General features: G+C 62.0%; 17 protein-coding genes. 14 read left to right on the forward strand and 3 right to left on the reverse strand.

All coding sequences use genetic code 11. The annotated features are described in order from the left end of the window. The first annotated feature begins 158 nt into the window (after nt 1–158). The 12 genes from B9A19_RS01240 to B9A19_RS01295 all read left to right on the forward strand — a co-directional run bounded on the left by B9A19_RS01240 (nt 159) and on the right by B9A19_RS01295 (nt 11,050). On the forward strand, nt 159–1,772 hold the full coding sequence (locus B9A19_RS01240) for a methyl-accepting chemotaxis protein (protein ID WP_176216726.1): 1,614 nt from the start codon (nt 159–161) through the stop codon (nt 1,770–1,772). Between the two features lie 150 nt (nt 1,773–1,922). Further along, nucleotides 1,923–3,074: a cell division protein ZapE gene (gene zapE / locus B9A19_RS01245; protein WP_084088711.1), complete on the forward strand. Its 1,152-nt coding sequence runs from the start codon at nt 1,923–1,925 to the stop codon at nt 3,072–3,074. A 23-nt stretch (nt 3,075–3,097) separates the two neighbouring features. Next, nucleotides 3,098–4,054, forward strand: coding sequence for an NAD(P)H-quinone oxidoreductase (locus B9A19_RS01250; RefSeq protein WP_084088712.1), 957 nt, complete (start codon nt 3,098–3,100; stop codon nt 4,052–4,054). 141 nt (nt 4,055–4,195) lie between these two features. Beyond that, nucleotides 4,196–4,519, forward strand: coding sequence for a DUF2325 domain-containing protein (locus B9A19_RS01255; RefSeq protein WP_084088713.1), 324 nt, complete (start codon nt 4,196–4,198; stop codon nt 4,517–4,519). Between the two features lie 175 nt (nt 4,520–4,694). Next, nucleotides 4,695–5,102, forward strand: a complete 408-nt coding sequence (flgB, locus tag B9A19_RS01260; protein WP_084088836.1) for a flagellar basal body rod protein FlgB — start codon at nt 4,695–4,697, stop codon at nt 5,100–5,102. Nucleotides 5,103–5,115: 13 nt separating this feature from the next. Beyond that, nucleotides 5,116–5,526 carry a flagellar basal body rod protein FlgC gene (flgC, locus tag B9A19_RS01265; RefSeq protein WP_084088714.1) on the forward strand — a complete coding sequence of 137 codons (411 nt, stop codon included), beginning with the start codon at nt 5,116–5,118 and terminating at the stop codon, nt 5,524–5,526. Between the two features lie 16 nt (nt 5,527–5,542). After that, nucleotides 5,543–6,223, forward strand: coding sequence for a flagellar hook assembly protein FlgD (locus tag B9A19_RS01270; RefSeq protein ID WP_084088715.1), 681 nt, complete (start codon nt 5,543–5,545; stop codon nt 6,221–6,223). A gap of 71 nt (nt 6,224–6,294) precedes the next feature. Beyond that, complete coding sequence (gene flgE, locus B9A19_RS01275; RefSeq protein ID WP_084088716.1) at nt 6,295–7,635, forward strand: flagellar hook protein FlgE; 1,341 nt, start codon at nt 6,295–6,297, stop codon at nt 7,633–7,635. 19 nt (nt 7,636–7,654) lie between these two features. Further along, on the forward strand, nt 7,655–8,392 hold the full coding sequence (gene flgF / locus B9A19_RS01280; protein ID WP_084088717.1) for a flagellar basal-body rod protein FlgF: 738 nt from the start codon (nt 7,655–7,657) through the stop codon (nt 8,390–8,392). Between the two features lie 23 nt (nt 8,393–8,415). Next, a complete protein-coding gene (flgG, locus tag B9A19_RS01285) occupies nt 8,416–9,201 on the forward strand; it encodes a flagellar basal-body rod protein FlgG (RefSeq protein WP_084088718.1) in 786 nt (261 codons plus the stop codon). Nucleotides 9,202–9,210: 9 nt separating this feature from the next. Next, the gene (locus tag B9A19_RS01290; RefSeq protein WP_084088719.1) at nt 9,211–9,894 is read left to right on the forward strand and encodes a flagellar basal body L-ring protein FlgH; all 684 of its coding nucleotides are present in this window, start codon (nt 9,211–9,213) and stop codon (nt 9,892–9,894) included. Nucleotides 9,895–9,958: 64 nt separating this feature from the next. Then, nucleotides 9,959–11,050 carry a flagellar basal body P-ring protein FlgI gene (locus tag B9A19_RS01295; RefSeq protein WP_084088720.1) on the forward strand — a complete coding sequence of 364 codons (1,092 nt, stop codon included), beginning with the start codon at nt 9,959–9,961 and terminating at the stop codon, nt 11,048–11,050. A 117-nt stretch (nt 11,051–11,167) separates the two neighbouring features. Here B9A19_RS01295 and feoB read toward each other — a convergent pair whose 3' ends face one another. The 3 genes from feoB to B9A19_RS01310 form a co-directional block, all read right to left on the reverse strand. Further along, nucleotides 11,168–12,937: a ferrous iron transport protein B gene (gene feoB / locus B9A19_RS01300; RefSeq protein ID WP_084088721.1), complete on the reverse strand. Its 1,770-nt coding sequence runs from the start codon at nt 12,935–12,937 to the stop codon at nt 11,168–11,170. Between the two features lie 30 nt (nt 12,938–12,967). Beyond that, nucleotides 12,968–13,192 carry a FeoA family protein gene (locus B9A19_RS01305; RefSeq protein ID WP_084088722.1) on the reverse strand — a complete coding sequence of 75 codons (225 nt, stop codon included), beginning with the start codon at nt 13,190–13,192 and terminating at the stop codon, nt 12,968–12,970. 243 nt (nt 13,193–13,435) lie between these two features. Then, nucleotides 13,436–14,182 (reverse strand): pseudouridine synthase, encoded by a 747-nt coding sequence (locus B9A19_RS01310; protein WP_084088837.1) that lies wholly within the window; start codon nt 14,180–14,182, stop codon nt 13,436–13,438. 139 nt (nt 14,183–14,321) lie between these two features. Here B9A19_RS01310 and flgJ point away from each other — a divergent pair, with 139 nt between their 5' ends. Further along, nucleotides 14,322–15,314, forward strand: coding sequence for a flagellar assembly peptidoglycan hydrolase FlgJ (flgJ, locus tag B9A19_RS01315; RefSeq protein ID WP_176216727.1), 993 nt, complete (start codon nt 14,322–14,324; stop codon nt 15,312–15,314). Between the two features lie 27 nt (nt 15,315–15,341). After that, nucleotides 15,342–17,525, forward strand: a complete 2,184-nt coding sequence (flgK, locus tag B9A19_RS01320) for a flagellar hook-associated protein FlgK (RefSeq protein WP_084088724.1) — start codon at nt 15,342–15,344, stop codon at nt 17,523–17,525. Nucleotides 17,526–17,553: the final 28 nt, after the last annotated feature.

Genomic DNA, 17,553 nt, shown 5'->3' on the forward strand with positions numbered 1-17,553 from the left:
CCACCAGAAAAACCGCCGGCTTGTCCGGCGGTTTTTTTATGCATGCGTCAAGCTTATGTCCACAAGGCATGAAAATGACCGATGTAAGCATTTTGCTGGGCTATGCTGGCTGAGGATGGCATCCGGCCCGGATGGCCGCCAACTCGCAGGGGCAAGCCATGACCATATCCCGCAAGTTGATCGTTTCCTATGCCCTGATGGTGCTGTTTGCCGCCGTCATGGGGGTGGTCGGCATCACCTCACTGTCAACCGTGAATGACGAGGTGCAGGCTGTTACCGGCAATGCCTTGCCCAGTGTCGAGTATTCCTTGTTGATGCGGGCCGATATTCTTGATTTCCGCAATCGGGAAACCCAGCTGTTGCTGGCCAAGAATGCCGAGGAAATCGCCGACACGCTCAAGCGCCAGCAGCAGAATGCCGACGATCTGGCTACGCATGAGGTGGCCTATGCCAAGCTGGTGAACTCATCGCAAGAGCAAACCTTGTTCGGCGACTATCAGGCGGCCAAGACGCGCTATTTGAAGGCCAACCAGGCACTGCGCGAACTGGTGAGCGCGGGCAAGAACGATGAGGCAATCGCATACTTTCGTGGTGATGACCGCAAGGCATTCCGCGCCTTTTTGCCCACCATAGACAAGATTGTCGAAATCAACCGGCAAGAGGCCGCCAGTGGCAGTCAGGCCGCCCATGCGGCGTTCAGCAGTGGCCGCCTGCACATGCTGCTCTGGTCCGGCCTGATCCTGCTGGCGAGCATCGGGCTGGCGTGCTGGCTGATTCCTGCCATCGTGCTGCCGCTGTCGCGCATGCAGCAGACCATCGTCGAGATCGGCAGCAGGCTGGATTTTACGCGTCGCGTCGATGTGCGCAGCAGCGATGAAATCGGCTTGACGGTGTCGGCGTTCAATCAACTGGTTGATTCGGTGCAGCAGGCCTTGCGCGGCATCATCGGCGCATCCAGCGAGCTGTCTGCACTGTCTGGCAGCCTGGCATCCTCGTCCGGGCGGGTGTCGGATGACTCGGCACGGCAAAGCGAGGCATCCAGTGCGATGGCCGCCGCAGTCGAGCAACTGACCACCAGCATTGCCCAGGTTTCTGACAGTGCCGGCGAGGCATTGCGGTTTTCCGAGCAGGCCGACCAACACGCACAGCACGGCGGGCGGGTAATCCGTGATGCGGTGGCAGAGATGGAAACCATCGCGGCGACCATACATCAGCTGGCCGAAACGATTGCTCATCTGGGTTCTCAATCGGACGAAATCAGCAGCATCGTGCGGGTGATACGCGAGGTGGCCGAGCAGACCAATCTGCTGGCGCTCAATGCCGCCATCGAGGCCGCGCGTGCTGGCGAGCAAGGACGCGGCTTTGCCGTAGTGGCCGACGAGGTGCGCAAACTGGCCGAGCGTACCAGCTCGGCCACGCAGGATATTGCCGGCAAGATCAATGCGATTCAGGACGCATCGCGTGCTGCGGTCAACGGTATGTCCGGCGCAGTGGATCGCGTGAACCAGGGCGTGAATCTGGCCGGAGAGGCTGGTCGCTCAGTCGATGCGATCACAGCCGGCGCACGACAGGTCGAGGCTGAAATCCACACCATTGCAGACGCACTGAAAGAGCAAAGCGAGGCCAGCCACCTGCTGGCCGGCAACGTAGAGCGCATTTCGCAAATGTCGGAGGAAAACAGCCAGATTGCCGGGCAGACCTCGCAGCTGGCGCGCTCACTGCAGCAGTTGGCGGACGACATGCGCGGTACGGTGGGGCGCTTTGCCACCTGAGGCGCCGCCGCAGGTCTGGCCGGGCAATCCGCCGTCAAACCGTTGGGGGCAGATCACCGCTCCGGCCGGTGCGCGATAAAACGCGGCCCGGCACTGCGTGCCGGCGCGCGGCGCGGCATAATGGCGGCTTGTCCTTTGCGCACCCGTATCATGTCCCAGCACCAGATTTCTCCACCGGCCAGCGGTACCAGCCCGGCTGCGTGGTATGCCCAGCTCGCCAATCAGCCTGGCTTCATTGCCGACGAGGCACAGGCAGCCGCCATCGCGCGGCTGGAACAGCTCTGGCAGCAACTGGTCGAGTTCAAGCGCAAGCGTAATCGCTGGTTCGGCAAATCGCTGCTGCCGCAGCCCGAGTTGCCGCGCGGTCTGTGGTTGTGGGGCGGGGTGGGGCGCGGCAAGAGCTTTCTGATGGATGCCTTCTTTGCCGGGCTGCCGTATATCCGCAAGAAGCGGCTGCACTTCCATCACTTCATGCAGGAAATCCATACCGAGCTGCGCAAGCAGGCCGGCAGTGACGATCCGCTGGCCCGGGTGGCCGAAAAATGGGCCAGGTCAGTGCGTGTGCTGTGCTTCGACGAATTCCACGTGTCCGACATCGCTGACGCGATGATCCTGGGCCGGCTGATGGAGCAATTGTTCGAGCGCGGTGTGGTGCTGGTGGCCACCAGCAACTATGCGCCTGATCACCTCTATCCGAACGGGCTGCAGCGCGAGAACTTTCTGCCCACCATTGCCTTGCTGAAGGCGAAAATGGACGTACTGACCGTTGATGGCGGCAAGGACTACCGGCTGCGCACGCTGACCGCAGCGCGCACCTTCCTCTCCCCGCTGTCTGCCGATCACAAGCCTGAACTGACCCGTTTGTTCGACGCCATTGCTACTGGCCGCAACGAGAGCAAATCGCTGCAGATCGAGGGGCGTAAGGTCGCTGCGGTACGGCACGCGCCGGGTGTGGTGTGGTTTGATTTCAACGTGATCTGCGGCGATGGCCGGGGCCAGGCCGACTATCTGGCGCTGGCGCGCCGCTATCACACCGTGATCGTCGCTGGCGTGCCGCGTTTGACTGCCGCGCAATCCAATCTGGCACGCCGCTTTACCTGGCTGGTGGACGTGTTTTATGACCATCGCGTCAAACTGATCCTGACCGCAGATGCGCCGGCCGAACAGCTTTATACCGAAGGCCAGCAGGCCAGCGAGTTCTTCCGCACCGCCAGCCGCCTGACCGAGATGCAGTCGAAGGAATATCTGGCGCTGCCACACCAGTCCATCGACGAGGCCATGGCCGGGGTGACCGAGACCTGATGTCGCACACGCAAGGAGCCGCCATGCACGCCATCGATATCCTGGACGGCCGCTTGCAACTGGCCGAACAAGCACGCCCCGTGCCGGCCGCCGGACAATTGCTGGTGCGCGTGCGGGCGGCTGGTGTGAATCGCGCAGACCTGATGCAGGCGGCGGGGCGCTATCCGCCGCCGGCCGGTGAGTCCGCTATCCTCGGGTTGGAAATCGCCGGTGACGTGCTTGAGCTGGGCGAGGGCGTCACTGATTGGCAGGTGGGCGACGCCGTGTTCGGCTTGGTGGGTGGCGGCGCGTATGCCGAGTATTGTGTGCTGGATCAGGCCTTGGCGATCCGCAAGCCTGCTGCCTTGAGCTACGAGCAAGCGGCGGCACTGCCCGAGGCATGGATGACCGCGTGGTTCAATCTGGTCACGCTCGGCCAGCTGCAGGCCGGTGAGCGGGCCTTGATCCACGCTGGTGCCAGTGGGGTTGGCTCGGTGGCCATCCAGCTGGCGCGTTGGCGCGGTGCCCATGTTGCGACGACGGTGGGCAATGCGGCCAAGGCGGATTTCTGCCGCGCGCTCGGGGCTGAGCTGGTGATCAACTACCGCGAGCAGGATTTTGCCGACGCGGTAAAGGCGGCGGGCGGCGCGGATTTCATCCTCGATGGCGTGGGTGGTGACTATGTGGCGCGCAACCAGCGCTGCCTGAACGCCGATGGCCGCATGATATTGATCGGCCTGCTCAACGGGCTGGAGTCGCAGCTCAATCTGGGGCTGCTGCTGGTCAAGCGCCAGACCATACGTGGCTCTACCCTGCGGCCACAGCCGCTGGCCACCAAGGCCGCACTGGCCACTGCGCTGCGCGACGAGGTGCTGCCGGCGCTGCTGGCGCGCCGGCTGGCCATCCATCTGGACCGCAGCTTTGCGCTGGCCGATGCGCAGGCGGCGCACGATCATCTGCGCGACAACCGCAATCTGGGCAAGGTGGTGCTGACTGCCTGACTGGCCGTTCGGCATGCATGATCGGGGTCTGTTTTCCTGGAAGCGGCAATGTTCACACCTTAATTGATAATCATTATCATTCGTGTTTTAATCCACTCCATCGCGCGCCGCACAGGGCGGAGCGCTTCCTGGAGACTGGTCGTGAATGCTTACCTCGTTGGCGCCGACGTGCTCGGCAATATCCCGGATTTGCTGCAGCAGTATGGCATCCAGATCCAGCAACACGTTTCGGGCCGGCATGCGTCGCACCAGCGCAAGCCCAAGAGCATGAGCGGTGTTGACCTCATCATCCTGTTTACCGATTTCCTCGGTCACAACGTGATGCGCCATTACCGCGAGTTTGCCAACGAGCAGAACATCCGCTTCGTGGCCTGCCGCCGCTCGGTATGTTCGCTGTCGCAGTCGCTGGAAAAGATTTCCTGCCAGAAAAGCTGCGACACCTGCCCCAACCGCAAGTTGCACTGACGCTTTTGCCCGGCGTAGCCGGCAAAGCTTGCCGCAGTTGCGGCACCCCTTACACGCATTCAGGCCCGGCTACCCCGTCGGGCCTCTTTTTTTGCGCTTTTACCGGGCAGTGGCTGGTGGCACGTTTCCTGCTTCTGTTTCAGCAACATCAATGCGCAATGCAGACGGGGCAGCCATGCTAGGACAACTGAACGACTACTTCAGCAGCCAGGAAAAGGCACTGAAACTGCGTTCGCAGCGGCAGGAAGTGCTGGCGGCCAATATCGCCAATGCCGATACCCCGGGCTACAAGGCACGCGATTTCGATTTCGGTGCCACCTTCAAGGCCGCCACCGAAAAGCGCCAGAACCAGACATTGGCTGCCACCGACAACCGCCACCTGCAACCCAGGAGCGGCATGGTTGACCCGCTGTCGCCCGATCTGCTCTACCGCAACCCGTATCAGGCTTCCATCGACGGCAACACCGTCGACATGAATGCCGAAATGCAGGCGTTTTCCGACAACACCATCCGCTATCAGGCTGCGCTGACCTTCATGACTCGCCGCATTGAGTCGATGAAAACCGCCCTGACCGGCCAATAAGAGAGAGTGAGCGATGTCCCTGTTCAGCGTCTTTGACATTGCCGGCAGCGCGTTGCAAGCGCAGTCGATGCGCCTCAATGCGGTGGCCAGCAATATGGCCAATGCCGAGTCGGTCACCAGCTCCAACGGTCAGCCCTACCGTGCCAAACAGGTGGTGTTCCAGGCTACGCCGGTCAATGGTGACAAGCGCGCCGTCGGCGTGAAGGTCGCCAAAGTCTATGAAGATCAGTCGCCACCCAAGCTGGTGTACGACCCGAAAAACCCGCTGGCCGACGGTAATGGCTACATCGCCATGCCGAACGTGAACCCGGTGGAAGAAATGACCAACATGATTTCCGCGTCGCGCTCCTACCAGACCAATGCCGACGTGATGAACACCGCCAAGACCCTGCTGCTGCGCACGCTGCAGCTCGGTCAGGCCTGATTGCAAGGAGTGAACCATGGCTACCACTGATGCCGTCAGCAACAAGAGCTTCGATTACACGGCGCTCAATGCCAAGGCGACCACGACCAAGAGCGCGACCGAGCAGCAGGGCGATACGTTCATGAAGCTGCTGGTAAAGCAGCTGCAGAGTCAGGACCCGATGAACCCGATGGACAATGCCCAGTTCACCAGCCAGATGGCGCAGATCAACACGGTGACCGGCATCGACAAGCTGAACACCACGCTGACCACGCTGCTGTCGGCCTATGGCACCACGCAGAACATGCAGGCCGCTGGCCTGGTGGGCAAACAGGTGCTGTCCGATGGCAAGTACATGCAATACAACGGCTCTGGCAATGCGTCGGGCGGGAACGTGACGGTGCCGGCCGGCGTGAATACCGTGCAGGTCCGCATTACCGGTGCCGATGGCACGCTGGTTGACCAGATCCAGATGACCGTCACCGGCAAGGGTGACTTGCCGATCAACTGGGACGGCAAGGATGGCGATGGCAAGCAGATGCCGGCCGGCCAGTATCTGATCCAGGCTGCCGGTCTGGATGCAGATGGCAAGGTTGTTGCTTTGTCTACCAAGACCTGGCAAACGGCCAGCAGCGTGATCTTTGGCAGCAATGGGGCGCAAGTGCAGCTGGCTTCCGGCGAAACCGTCGATTTCAGCAAGGTAACGCAAGTCAAATGACCGGAGGGGCGCACCGCAGTGTGCGACCTTCCTGCCGGCAAGACCGGCAATAATTGCCCCGGGAGGCAAAAATGGGTTTCCAGCAAGGTTTGAGCGGTCTGAACGCTTCGTCGAAGAACCTCGACGTCATTGGTAACAACATCGCCAACTCCAGCACCGTCGGCTTCAAGAATTCGCGTACCGAGTTCGCCGACATTTACGCGTCCAGCTTTGCCAGCTCCAGCACCATCGCCGGTATCGGCGTGCGCGTGACCGACATTGCCCAGCAGTTCTCGCAGGGCAACATCACCACCACCAACAATGCGCTGGACGTGGCGATCACCGGCAACGGCTTCTTCCGTGTGCAGGACCCGGCCGGCAACATCTCCTACACCCGCAACGGCCAGTTCCAGGTTGACCGTAACGGTTACATCAACAACAACGGCCAGTACCTGACCGGCTGGACGACTGATCCGAACAGCGGCCTGTTGATCAAGGGCGGCCAGCCCAAGCCCATCCAGCTGACCGTCGGCAACATCGGCGCGCGCGCCACCGGTGGCTCGGGCACCAGCAATGCCGGCCTGCAGCTGGTGCTGAACCTGGATGCGTCCAAACCCATTCTTGACCGCACCGCACCGCCGACCGGGGTCGGCCCGCTGTCGATCACCGACCCGACCACCTACACCAACTCCACCTCGGCTACCGTGTATGACGCGCAGGGTGTATCACATACGCTGACGTATTACTTCTCCAAGGTTGGCGTGAACAAGTGGGAAGTGCAGACCAGCTTTGACGGTGCCGCGCCGGTACCGGCCGACCCGACCCAAACCCTGGGCACCGCACCGAATGCACCGGCTACGCAAGGCTATATGTATTTTGACGGCAACGGCCGCCTGACGGGCCCGGCCAGCACGCCCCCGGCACCGGCCGATGCAATCCCCAGCTTCAATTTCGCCACCACGCTGGTGGCACCGAACGGCGCAACCAGCCCGTTCACCTTCAATGTCAACTTCGCCAAGTCCACCCAGTTCGGTAGCGCCTTCGGCGTGAACTCGATCAACCAGGACGGCTATGCCGACGGTCGCCTGACCGGCCTGTCGATTGCCAAGGACGGCACCATCCAGGGCAACTATTCCAACAGCCAGACCAAGGTGGTGGGGCAGCTGGTGCTGGCCAACTTCACCAATGTGCAGGGCCTGCAGCCGCTCGGTGACAACCGCTGGGCGCAGAGCTTTGCCTCGGGCGAGCCGCGCGTGGGCGACCCGGGCACCACCGACCTCGGTTTGTTGCAATCGGCCGCACTGGAAGATTCCAACGTCGACCTGACCGGTGAACTGGTCAACCTGATTACCGCGCAGCGCAACTATCAGGCCAACGCGCAAACCATCAAGGCGCAGGACCAGATCCTGCAAACGCTGGTGAGCCTGCGTTAACGCGACGGGATAGACGAATATGGATCGCCTGATTTATACCGCCATGAGCGGCGCCAAGCACACGATGGAACGGCAGGCCGCCGTGGCCCACAACCTGGCCAACGTCGCCACGCCGGGCTTTCGCGCCGACCTGATCGCTGCCCGTGCCGTGCCGGCCATCGGCGGCACCGGTCTGCCGACGCGGGCCTATGCCGTCGAGCAAGGCACCGGTTCTGACCTGACGCCGGGCATCCTGCAAGCCACCGGCCGTGACCTGGATGTGGCGGTGAACGGCGACGGCTGGCTGACCGTACAAACGGCGACCGGCGAAGCCTATACCCGCAATGGCAGCTTTGAGATCGACGCCAATGGCTTGCTCAAGACCCGCAATGGCGAGGTGGTGCTGGGCGAAAACGGCCCGCTGACCATCCCGGAAAACACCCGCGTCACCATCTCCAAGGATGGCACCGTCACCGGCACCAGCCTGAGCAACCCGACCCAGTCGGTGCAGATCGGTCGGCTCAAGCTGGTGAATCCGGCAGCCAATGAAGTGGAAAAGGGTTACGACGGCCTGTTCCGTCTCAGGAGCGGCGATGCCGCGCCGGCCTCGGCCGACGTCAAGCTCGCCAATGGCATGCTGGAGACCAGCAATGTCAATTCGGTCGATCAACTGGTGAACATGGTTTCCGCGCAGCGCCAATACGATTTTCAGGTGCGCCTGCTGCAAACCGCCGACCAGAATGCGCGCTCTGCCGCGCAGTTGATTGCCTTCAGCTAAGACTTTTTTAGGGAACCGACGCCATGATGCGTTCCTTGTGGATTGCCAAGACCGGCATGGACGCGATGCAGACCAACATCGACGTCATCTCGCACAACCTCGCCAACGTCAATACCAACGGCTACAAGCGCGAGCGCCCGGTGTTCGAGGATTTGCTGTACCAGAACCTGCGTCAGCCCGGTGGCGCCACCAGCCAGACCACGCAAATGCCGACCGGCCTGCAGCTGGGTACCGGTGTGCGCACCGTGGCCACCTCGCGCATCCATATCGAGGGCAATCTGCAGCTGACCGATGGCGCGCTGGACATGGCCATCAATGGTGATGGCTTCTTCCAGATCGCCCAGCCGGACGGCACCACTGCTTACACCCGTGATGGTTCGTTCCAGGTCGATAGCCAGGGCAATGTGGTCACCAGCAGCGGCTATGCGCTGCAACCGGCGCTGCAGGTGCCGGCCGGCACCTCCAAGGTGACCGTGGGCAAGGATGGCACCGTGACCGCCATCGTCAACAACAACTCGGCCGCGCCGGTGACCCTGGGTACCATCCAGCTGGCGACCTTCATCAACCCGCCGGGCCTGCAGTCGATCGGCGAGAACTTCTATCTGGAAACCGCTGCTTCGGGCGCGCCGACCGTCGGCACGCCCGGCACCAACGGTATTGGCGCGATCAACCAGGGTTATGTCGAAACTTCCAACGTCAACGTGACCGAAGAGCTGATCAACATGATCCAGGCGCAGCGCGCGTTTGAAATCAACTCCAAGGCCGTGACCACGTCCGACCAGATGCTGCAAAAGCTGACGCAACTTTAAGAGGCTGCCATGAATCGTCTTCGCCTTGGTCTTGTCGCCGCGCTGGCCGTGCTGCTGACCGCCTGCGCCAACCCGCCCAGCGTGGTCACCGGCCCGGTAACGGCCAAGCCGCAGCCGCAACTGGCCGGCAACGACAACCCGGGCGCGATTTACCAGCCGACATCTGCCCGCATGCTGTTCGAGGAGCGCACTGCCAAGTACGCAGGCGACATCCTCACCATCACCATCGAGGAAACGCTGTCGGCCAGCAACAAGAGCGACAACGCCGCCAACCGTACCAGCAGCCTGAGCTACAAGACCACCGGCGATCTGCCCTTCGTGCCCAAGCAGATCGAGAAATTCCTCACCACCAACGACGCCAGCGTAGGCGTCACTGGTGCCAACGACATGAAGGGTACCGGCGCGACCAACAACAGCAATACCTTCAAGGGTAGTATTACGGTGACGGTGATCGAACAGCTGGCCAATGGCAATGTGATTGTCGGTGGCGAGAAGCAGATTGCCATCAACAACCAGATCAATACCTTGCGCTTTACCGGCGTGATCAATCCGCGTGATATCCAGAGCGGCAACGTGATTTCGTCGACCAAGGTGGCCGATGCGCGCATCGAACAGGTGGGTGTGGGCGCCATGGCCGATGCCACCACCATGGGCTGGCTGCAGCGCTTCTTCCTGAACGTGCTGCCGTTCTGATCCAGCGGAATAAACCGCCGCACGCTGGCCGTGTGGCAGTGGCGCAAGCCACGCGGAGTGAAACATGCGTTATCTGATTGCCCTGCTGTTGAGCCTGGGCCTGGCTGCGGCGGCACATGCCGAAAAGCTGCGCGAGCTGGCCAATGTGGCTGGTGTGCGCCCCAACCAGCTGGTGGGTTATGGCCTGGTGGTAGGGCTGGACGGCAGCGGCGACCAGACCACGCAGACGCCGTTCACCGTGCAGTCCATCGTCAACATGCTGAATAACGTCGGCATACAGATCCCCAACGCAGGCAATATGCAGCTCAAGAACGTGGCGGCGGTGACGGTGACGGCCACCTTGCCGCCGTTTGCACGGCCCGGCCAGCTGATCGACGTGACCGTATCGTCCATCGGCAATGCCAAGAGCCTGCGCGGCGGCTTGCTGATCATGGCACCGCTGAAGGGTGCCGATGGTCAGGTGTATGCGATGGCGCAGGGCAATCTGGTGGTGGCCGGCGCCGGTGCTGCTGCAGGCGGTTCCAGCACCCAGGTCAACCAGCTGGCCACGGGCCGCGTGCCCAATGGTGCGACGGTGGAGCGTGCCGTGCCCAACGGCATGAACAATAGCGAATTCGTGCAGCTTGAGCTGATGCAGACCGACTTCACCACTGCCAGTCGCGTGGTCAACGCCATCAATGGCGCCTTCGGCCCGGTGGCTGCCGCGCTGGATGGCCGCGTGGTGCAGGTGCGTGCACCGCAAGACCCCAACCTGCGCGTCACCTTCCTGTCCAAGCTGGAGAACATCGACGTGACCCCGGCTGCGGTTGGTCCCAAGGTCATCATCAATGCGCGTACCGGTTCCATCGTGATGAATCAGGCCGTGGAGCTGGACCAGTGTGCGATCTCGCACGGCAACCTCACCATCACCATCAACGCCAACAACCAGGTGTCGCAGCCCAATCCGGTATCGGGTGGCAAGACCACGGCGGTGCAGAACGCCGACATCCAGATTGCCGCCGACAAGGGGCCGGTGGCACGCTTGCCCAAGTCATCCAGCCTGCGTGACGTGGTGCGCGCGCTGAATGCGGTTGGCGCCACGCCGCAGGATTTGCTGGCCATTCTGCAGGCGATGAAGGCCGCAGGTGCGCTCAAGGCGGAGCTGGAAATCATCTGATCTTCCACTGCAGCGACTAAAAAACCGGGCACAGGCCCGGTTTTTTTATCCGTCGTCGCAGCCCAGAGAGGGTTGGCCATATCGGCTGCACGGGCGTCCTTCCATTGGTTTGCAATGCTAAAACCCCAGTGCGCGCGCGCCCTGATAAAACACGAAGCTGAGCAGCCAGGCCAGCCCCAGTGACCACACGACCGAAAATGCGGTGAAGGCATTGCTGCGCGATTCCTTGCGCAGGGTGGCAATGGTGGAAACGCAGGGCACATAGGTGAGGGTGAACAGCATGAAGCTGTAGGCCGAGATCGGGTCCAGCGTACGGGCCAGGTGGCTGGCCAGTGCGCCACCATCGTGACCGACGATCACGGCCAGCGCGCCCAGCACGATTTCCTTGGCAACAAAGCCGAAGATCAGCGCAATCGCCAGAATCGCGCTGATGCCGATCGGGGCAAGGATGGGCTGGAACCAGTCTGCCACCATGCCAGCATAGCTGTGTTGCGCATTCGGGTAGTGGGTCAGCAGCCAGACCAGCGCAACACCCAGCACGATCATGCTGCTCGCCAGCCGCAGGAAGGCGCGGGTCTCCTGCATGCCGCGCCGCAGCACTTGTTGCCATATAGGCAGGCGATAAGGCGGCAGCTCCAGAGCGAAAGGTTCGCAGCTGCTGAAACGGCGGCTGTAAAGTGCTGCCGTGCCCATGGCAATGACGATGCTCGCCAGATAAAGGCTCAGCACCACCAGCCCGGCATGCACCGGGCTGTACAGCGCACCGGCAAGAAACAGGAAAATCTGCAATCGCGCCGAGCAGAGGGAAAAGGGAATGGTCAGCATGGTCAGCAAGCGTGCCTTGCGGTCACGGATCACGCGGGTGCCCATCAACGCGGGAACATTGCAGCCAAAGCCCATCATCAGCATCACAAAACTGCGCCCATCGAGGCCCACGCGTGCCATCAGCCCATCCATCATGAAGGCCGCACGGGCGAAATAGCCCGAGTCCTCTATCATTGCCATCAGGCAAAAAAACAGGAAGATGATCGGTGCGAAGGTCAGCACGGTCACCACGCCGTCGTAGATGCCGTCCAGCAACAAGCCATGCCAGAACGCCGGCAACGCGCCAGACAGTGTCTGCAGTGCCAGGCTCTTGAGCGCGTCGGCCGCCAGTTTCAGTTCATCCTGCAGTGGCGCACCCAGCGTGTAGGTGAGCTGGAACAACAGGTACATCATCAGCACGAACAGCGGGATGCCCAGCAGCGGGTGCAGCAGCCAGTGATCCAGCCGGGCGGTTGCCCCAGCGTTGAGCGTAGGCGCTTGCTGGACATGGCGCCGGTACAGCTCGCTCTCGGCCGCGTGCCAGGTATCTGCAAGCGGCGCTTGCGCCACATCCAGCGCAGCAGCCGGCGGTGCCGCCAGCAGTTGTTGCAGCGCCTGGCGCAAGTCGTTCATGCCCTCACCATGCTTGGCGCTGATGCTGATGACCGGGCAGTCGAGTGCCGCAGCCAGCGCGGGCAAATCGATGCGGCCCCCGGCTTGCCGGACCTCATCGGCCATATTGAGTGCAAGCACCAGCCGCGCACCAAGGTGCTTGAGCTGCAATGCCAATCCCAGCTGGCGATCCAGTTGGGTGGCATTGAGTACCAGCAATACCCCGTTCAGTTCGGTGCTGCTCAGCATGGACTGGGCAACCTGCTCGTCTTCTGCGCCGCCGCGCAAATCGTAGATGCCCGGCAAGTCGATCAACTGGGCCATCTGACTGCCGAGCAAGAGACGAGCGCTGGCCAGCTCGACGGTCAGTCCAGGCCAGTTGGCGACGTGGGCGTTGCCGCCCGTCAGCCGGTTGAATAGGGTGGATTTGCCGGTGTTGGGCATGCCCACCAGCGCTATTTTCCTGGCCATGTGGTGGCTCCTGGGGGGGGGCGACGCTGATCAATCCTGGCTTACGTGCACCAACCCGCCGTGTGCGCGCCGCAACATGAACTCGGTATTGCCAATGCGCAGCTGCAAGGGTCCGCCCAACCAGCCGCGCCGGACCAGTTGAATCTGCCTGTGTTCGCGCATGCCCAGCGCGGCCAGGCGCCGGGCCAGCTCGGCGGGGAGTTGATGGTGGCTCAGGCTGGCAGCCTGGCCGGGGGTCAGGTCATTCAGGGTCATGATGCAGACACTTGTTGAGAACGATTATTGTTTTTTGATGCTCAAGCAAATCGTCAGCAGGCACAAGCGCAAGGCGCAGCATTGTTGACCTGGCGCAAACAGTTGCTTGGCCAGAGTCCGCCAACACGGGTCGTGGCGGGATTGGTGGGGCTGGTCGCAGGCGACGGGCAGGCTGGGCCAGAAATGAAACAAGCCCGGCGTGGCCGGGCTTGTGCGGGTTGATTCGGGCTGTACGGCAGGTAATCAGAACCGCTCGTTCGGCCCCAGAAAGCGCCATTGCCCGACCGGCAGATCGCTGAGCCCGATGCGGCCGATGCGCAGGCGGCGAATGCTGTTGACGGTCAGCTCCACGTGTTCGCACAACGAAGACAGCATGTGCGGACGGCTTTCGCGCAACAGAAAGCGCAGTTGCTTGCTGCTGGGCTGCGTCACCTTGAACGGGCGCAGCTGATCATCGCCCCACATGGTGATACGGCTCAGTTCGCGCAGTACGTCGTCAGGAATGGACTGCTCGACCGTTACCAGGAATTCCTGCTCGAATTCGGCCTCTTCGCCAACCAGCTTTTTCGCAACGCGGCCATCCTGGCTGTAGACCATCAGGCCGGAGGCCTCGTTGTCGAGCCGGCCGACCGGCACCAGGTTGGTCAGGTGTTTTTTCAGGAAGGGCGGCAGGCTGGCCGGATCGGCATCGCCTGCGTACTGGGTATCGGCCGCAATCAGGTTGATGGCGGCATTCTTGCGCACCGGCGGCGCATCGCAGGCCAGACCCACCGGCTTGTTGAGCAGGATGGTGACGCGCTCGGCCTGTGCCTGCAGGCCCTGCTTTTCGATGGTGATGACTTGCTCGGGGCCGACGCGGCTGCCCAGCACGTTGACCACCTTGCCGTCGACGCGCACCCAGCCCAGTTCGATGAACTCGTCGGCTTCGCGGCGTGAGCACAGGCCCAGCTCGGTCATGCGTTTGGAAAGGCGGATGCGGGTGTCGGTCATGGCGTCTTGGCAGGGCGGGCAAAAACGTATTGTACGCGTCCGGCGTTGCCCTTGCTGCCGTGCTGGTGATGTTTACGCCTTTCATCCTGCTTGGCATGGCAATTGCTCAGTACCCGGTAACCGCTACCGGATTGCCGCCATGATTACCCAGACCGCCAACCGCTTCAACAACAGCCTCGCCATTGATGTGCAGGCGGTTGATGGCCTGCGCCAGTTGGCCAAGACCTCACCGGAGCAGGGCACCAAGGCGGCCGCACAGCAGTTTGAAAGCCTGCTGATACAACAAATGCTCAGCAGCATGCGTGCAGCCTCGCCGGTTGAAGACGAGCTCGATTCCAGCAGCACCAAGATGTTCCGTGGCATGCAGGACCAGCAGACCGCGCAGATCTGGTCGCAGAACGGTGGCGTCGGCCTGGCAGACAGCATCGTGCGGCAAATCCAGATTCAGCGTGACCCCAGCCTGCTCAAGCAGGCGCAGCGCAGTGTGCCGCTGGGTGTGCCGGGGCTGGATGTCGCCAGCGACAAGATCACCGCCTACACCGGCAAATTTAAGCCGGCAACGGCAAAAGATGCCGCCGCTGCCAGCGCATTGCGCAATGCCAACCCGCTGGGGAATGCCGGCAAGACCGGCGGCAACACCCCGGCAAGTGCTGCCGACAGCGGCAGTTTCATGGGCAATGTGCTCGATGCCGCCAGCACGGTGGCCGATGCGCTCGGCGTGTCGTCGCAAGTGCTGGCCGCGCATGCCGCACTGGAAACCGGCTGGGGCAAGAAGCCGATCAAGGATGCCAGCGGTGCCGACAGCCACAACCTGTTTGGCATCAAGGCTGGTAGCAACTGGGCCGGCAAGACGGTGGACGTGACCACCACCGAATACGTCAACGGCGCGCCGCAAAAGCGGGTAGAGAAATTTCGCGCCTACGACTCGTACAAGGATGCATTTGCCGATTACGCGCAGCTCATCAAGCGCCGTTTCAGCGATGCAATGGGGCAGGGCAGTAACGCGGCCGGTTTTGGCCAGGCCCTGCAGCAGGACGGCTATGCCACCGACCCGGCATACGCCAGCAAACTCGCCCGCGTGGCGGATCGCGTCAGCCGTATGTATGGCGACGCTACGAGCAACATCGGCTAACGCCGGCGACAGGATTGGAGTGACATCATGGGTTCCAGCGTATTCGGCATTGGCGTCAGCGGCCTCAACGCAGCCAACATCGGCCTGACCGTAACCGGCCACAATATCTCGAACGTCAACACGCCGGGGTATTCGCGCCAGATCATCCAGCAAAGCGCGCCATACCCGCTGTTGTCGGGCAGCGGCTTTACCGGTCTGGGTGTCCACGTCGACAGCATTCGCCGTATTTACGACGAATACCAGACGCGTGCCGTGCAGACCGCGCAAACGCAGACCAGCTATCTGGATACGCTGAACTCGCATCTGTCCGAAGTCGACGACATCATCGCCGACCCGACAGCAGGGGTATCGCCTGCGCTGCAGGACTTCTTCAAGTCGGTGCAGGACGTCTCGACCAACCCGGCCGATACCGCCTCGCGCCAGGCCATGATCAGCAGCGGCCAGTCGCTGGTGAATCGCCTGAATACCTTCGATACGCGCCTGAATGAAATGGCCGTCCAGACCGACGGCGAGATCACCAACACGGTATCGACCATCAACGGCCTGTCGGCGCAGATTGCCGAGCTCAACAAGCAGATTTCGTCGGTCAACGGCCTCGGCCAGCCGCCCAACGATTTGCTCGACCAGCGCGATGCACTGGTGCTGGAGCTGAACAAGTATGTGAAAGGCACCACCATTTCGCAGACCGATGGCTCGATCAACGTGTTCATCGGCAACGGCCAGAACCTGGTGGTGGGCGGCAATGCCTTCACGCTGGCGGCTGTGCCATCGCCGTCCGATCCGCAAAAGGTCACCATTGCCTATCAGCAAAATGCCAACACCATCTATCTGCCTGAATCACAGCTCACCGGCGGCTCGCTGCAAGGGTTGCTGACCTTCCGCAACAGCGGCCTGGCGGTGGCCAAGGCCAACCTCAATCAGGTGGCGCTGACTGTTGCCCAAACCGTCAACGATCAGATGCGCGCCGGTCAGGACCTGTACAACAACATCGGGCAGAACTTCTTCAACTTCCAGCGTGCCAGCACCCTGGATACCACGCTGTCCGGCGCCACGGTGCGCTTTACCGCATCCGGCACCACCATCCCGAGCAGCGATTTCTCGATCGCCTATGACAGCGTGGCCAACAGCTATACGCTGACCCGGCTGACCGACAACCAGACCCAGGCCATTACACCGGCGCAGATGGCGGCTGGCTTTACCGCGTTTGGCGTGACCGTGCAGCTGACTGCCGGCGTGCCGGCTGCGTCGGCCACCACCGGCATGTCCTTCCCGCCGGCCATCGGCGCCATCCGCAACAACACCAACAACACCGGCTCTGGCCAGATCGGCGGCTATATCTCCGATGTAAACCAGATGCAGACCAGCGATTACGAGCTGGGCTATGACGGTACCAACTATGTGCTGACCCGCCTGAAGGATGGCGTGAAGACCTCGTATGCCACCTTGCCGATCAATCAGGATGGCCTGCATCTGGAGCTGACCGGCGGCACGATCAACGCGGGTGACCGCTTCACCATCAAGCCGACCGAGGGCTTCATCAACAGTATGAGCGTGCGTACTACCGACCCGCGCGAGATTGCCGCTGCCGCACCGATGGCTGCCACGCCGTCCAATGCCAATACCGGCACGCTCAAGGTCTACCAGCCTACCAGCAACCTGATCACTACCAACACGACGGATTCGGCCATCAACCCGGCCATCCGCAACCCGATCCAGATCAAGTTCACCTCGACCAATACCTTCGACGTGATCGACGTGAACAGCGGCACCAACATCAGCACCGGCAATGCCTATACCGCAGGCATGACGGTCAGCGTGAATGGCTGGAACATGAAGCTGGATGGCCAGCCGGCCAATGGTGACGTGGTGGACGTGAAGGCCAATACCGGTGGCTCGGCCGACAACCGCAATGCGCTGGCGATGGCCGCACTGCAAACCTCCAAGCTGATGTTCGGCGGCACGGCCACCTATCAGGATGCCTATTCGGCCATGGTGGCCAATATCGGCACGCAGACCAACCAGACCAAGATCCAGCTGGACGCCCAGCAAATCGTGCTGCAGAACGCGCAGACCGCGCGCAACGACACCTCGGGTGTCAACCTCGATGAAGAGGCTGCCAACCTGCTGCGCTATCAGCAGGCCTATCAGGCATCCAGCAAGGTGATCCAGATTGCCAACCAGGCATTCCAGTCCATCGCCTCCATCGTCTGACCTGCATAGCACCGGCAAGCAAGGAGTA

This window comes from Andreprevotia lacus DSM 23236, assembly GCF_900176275.1.
Lineage (GTDB): Bacteria > Pseudomonadota > Gammaproteobacteria > Burkholderiales > Chitinibacteraceae > Andreprevotia > Andreprevotia lacus.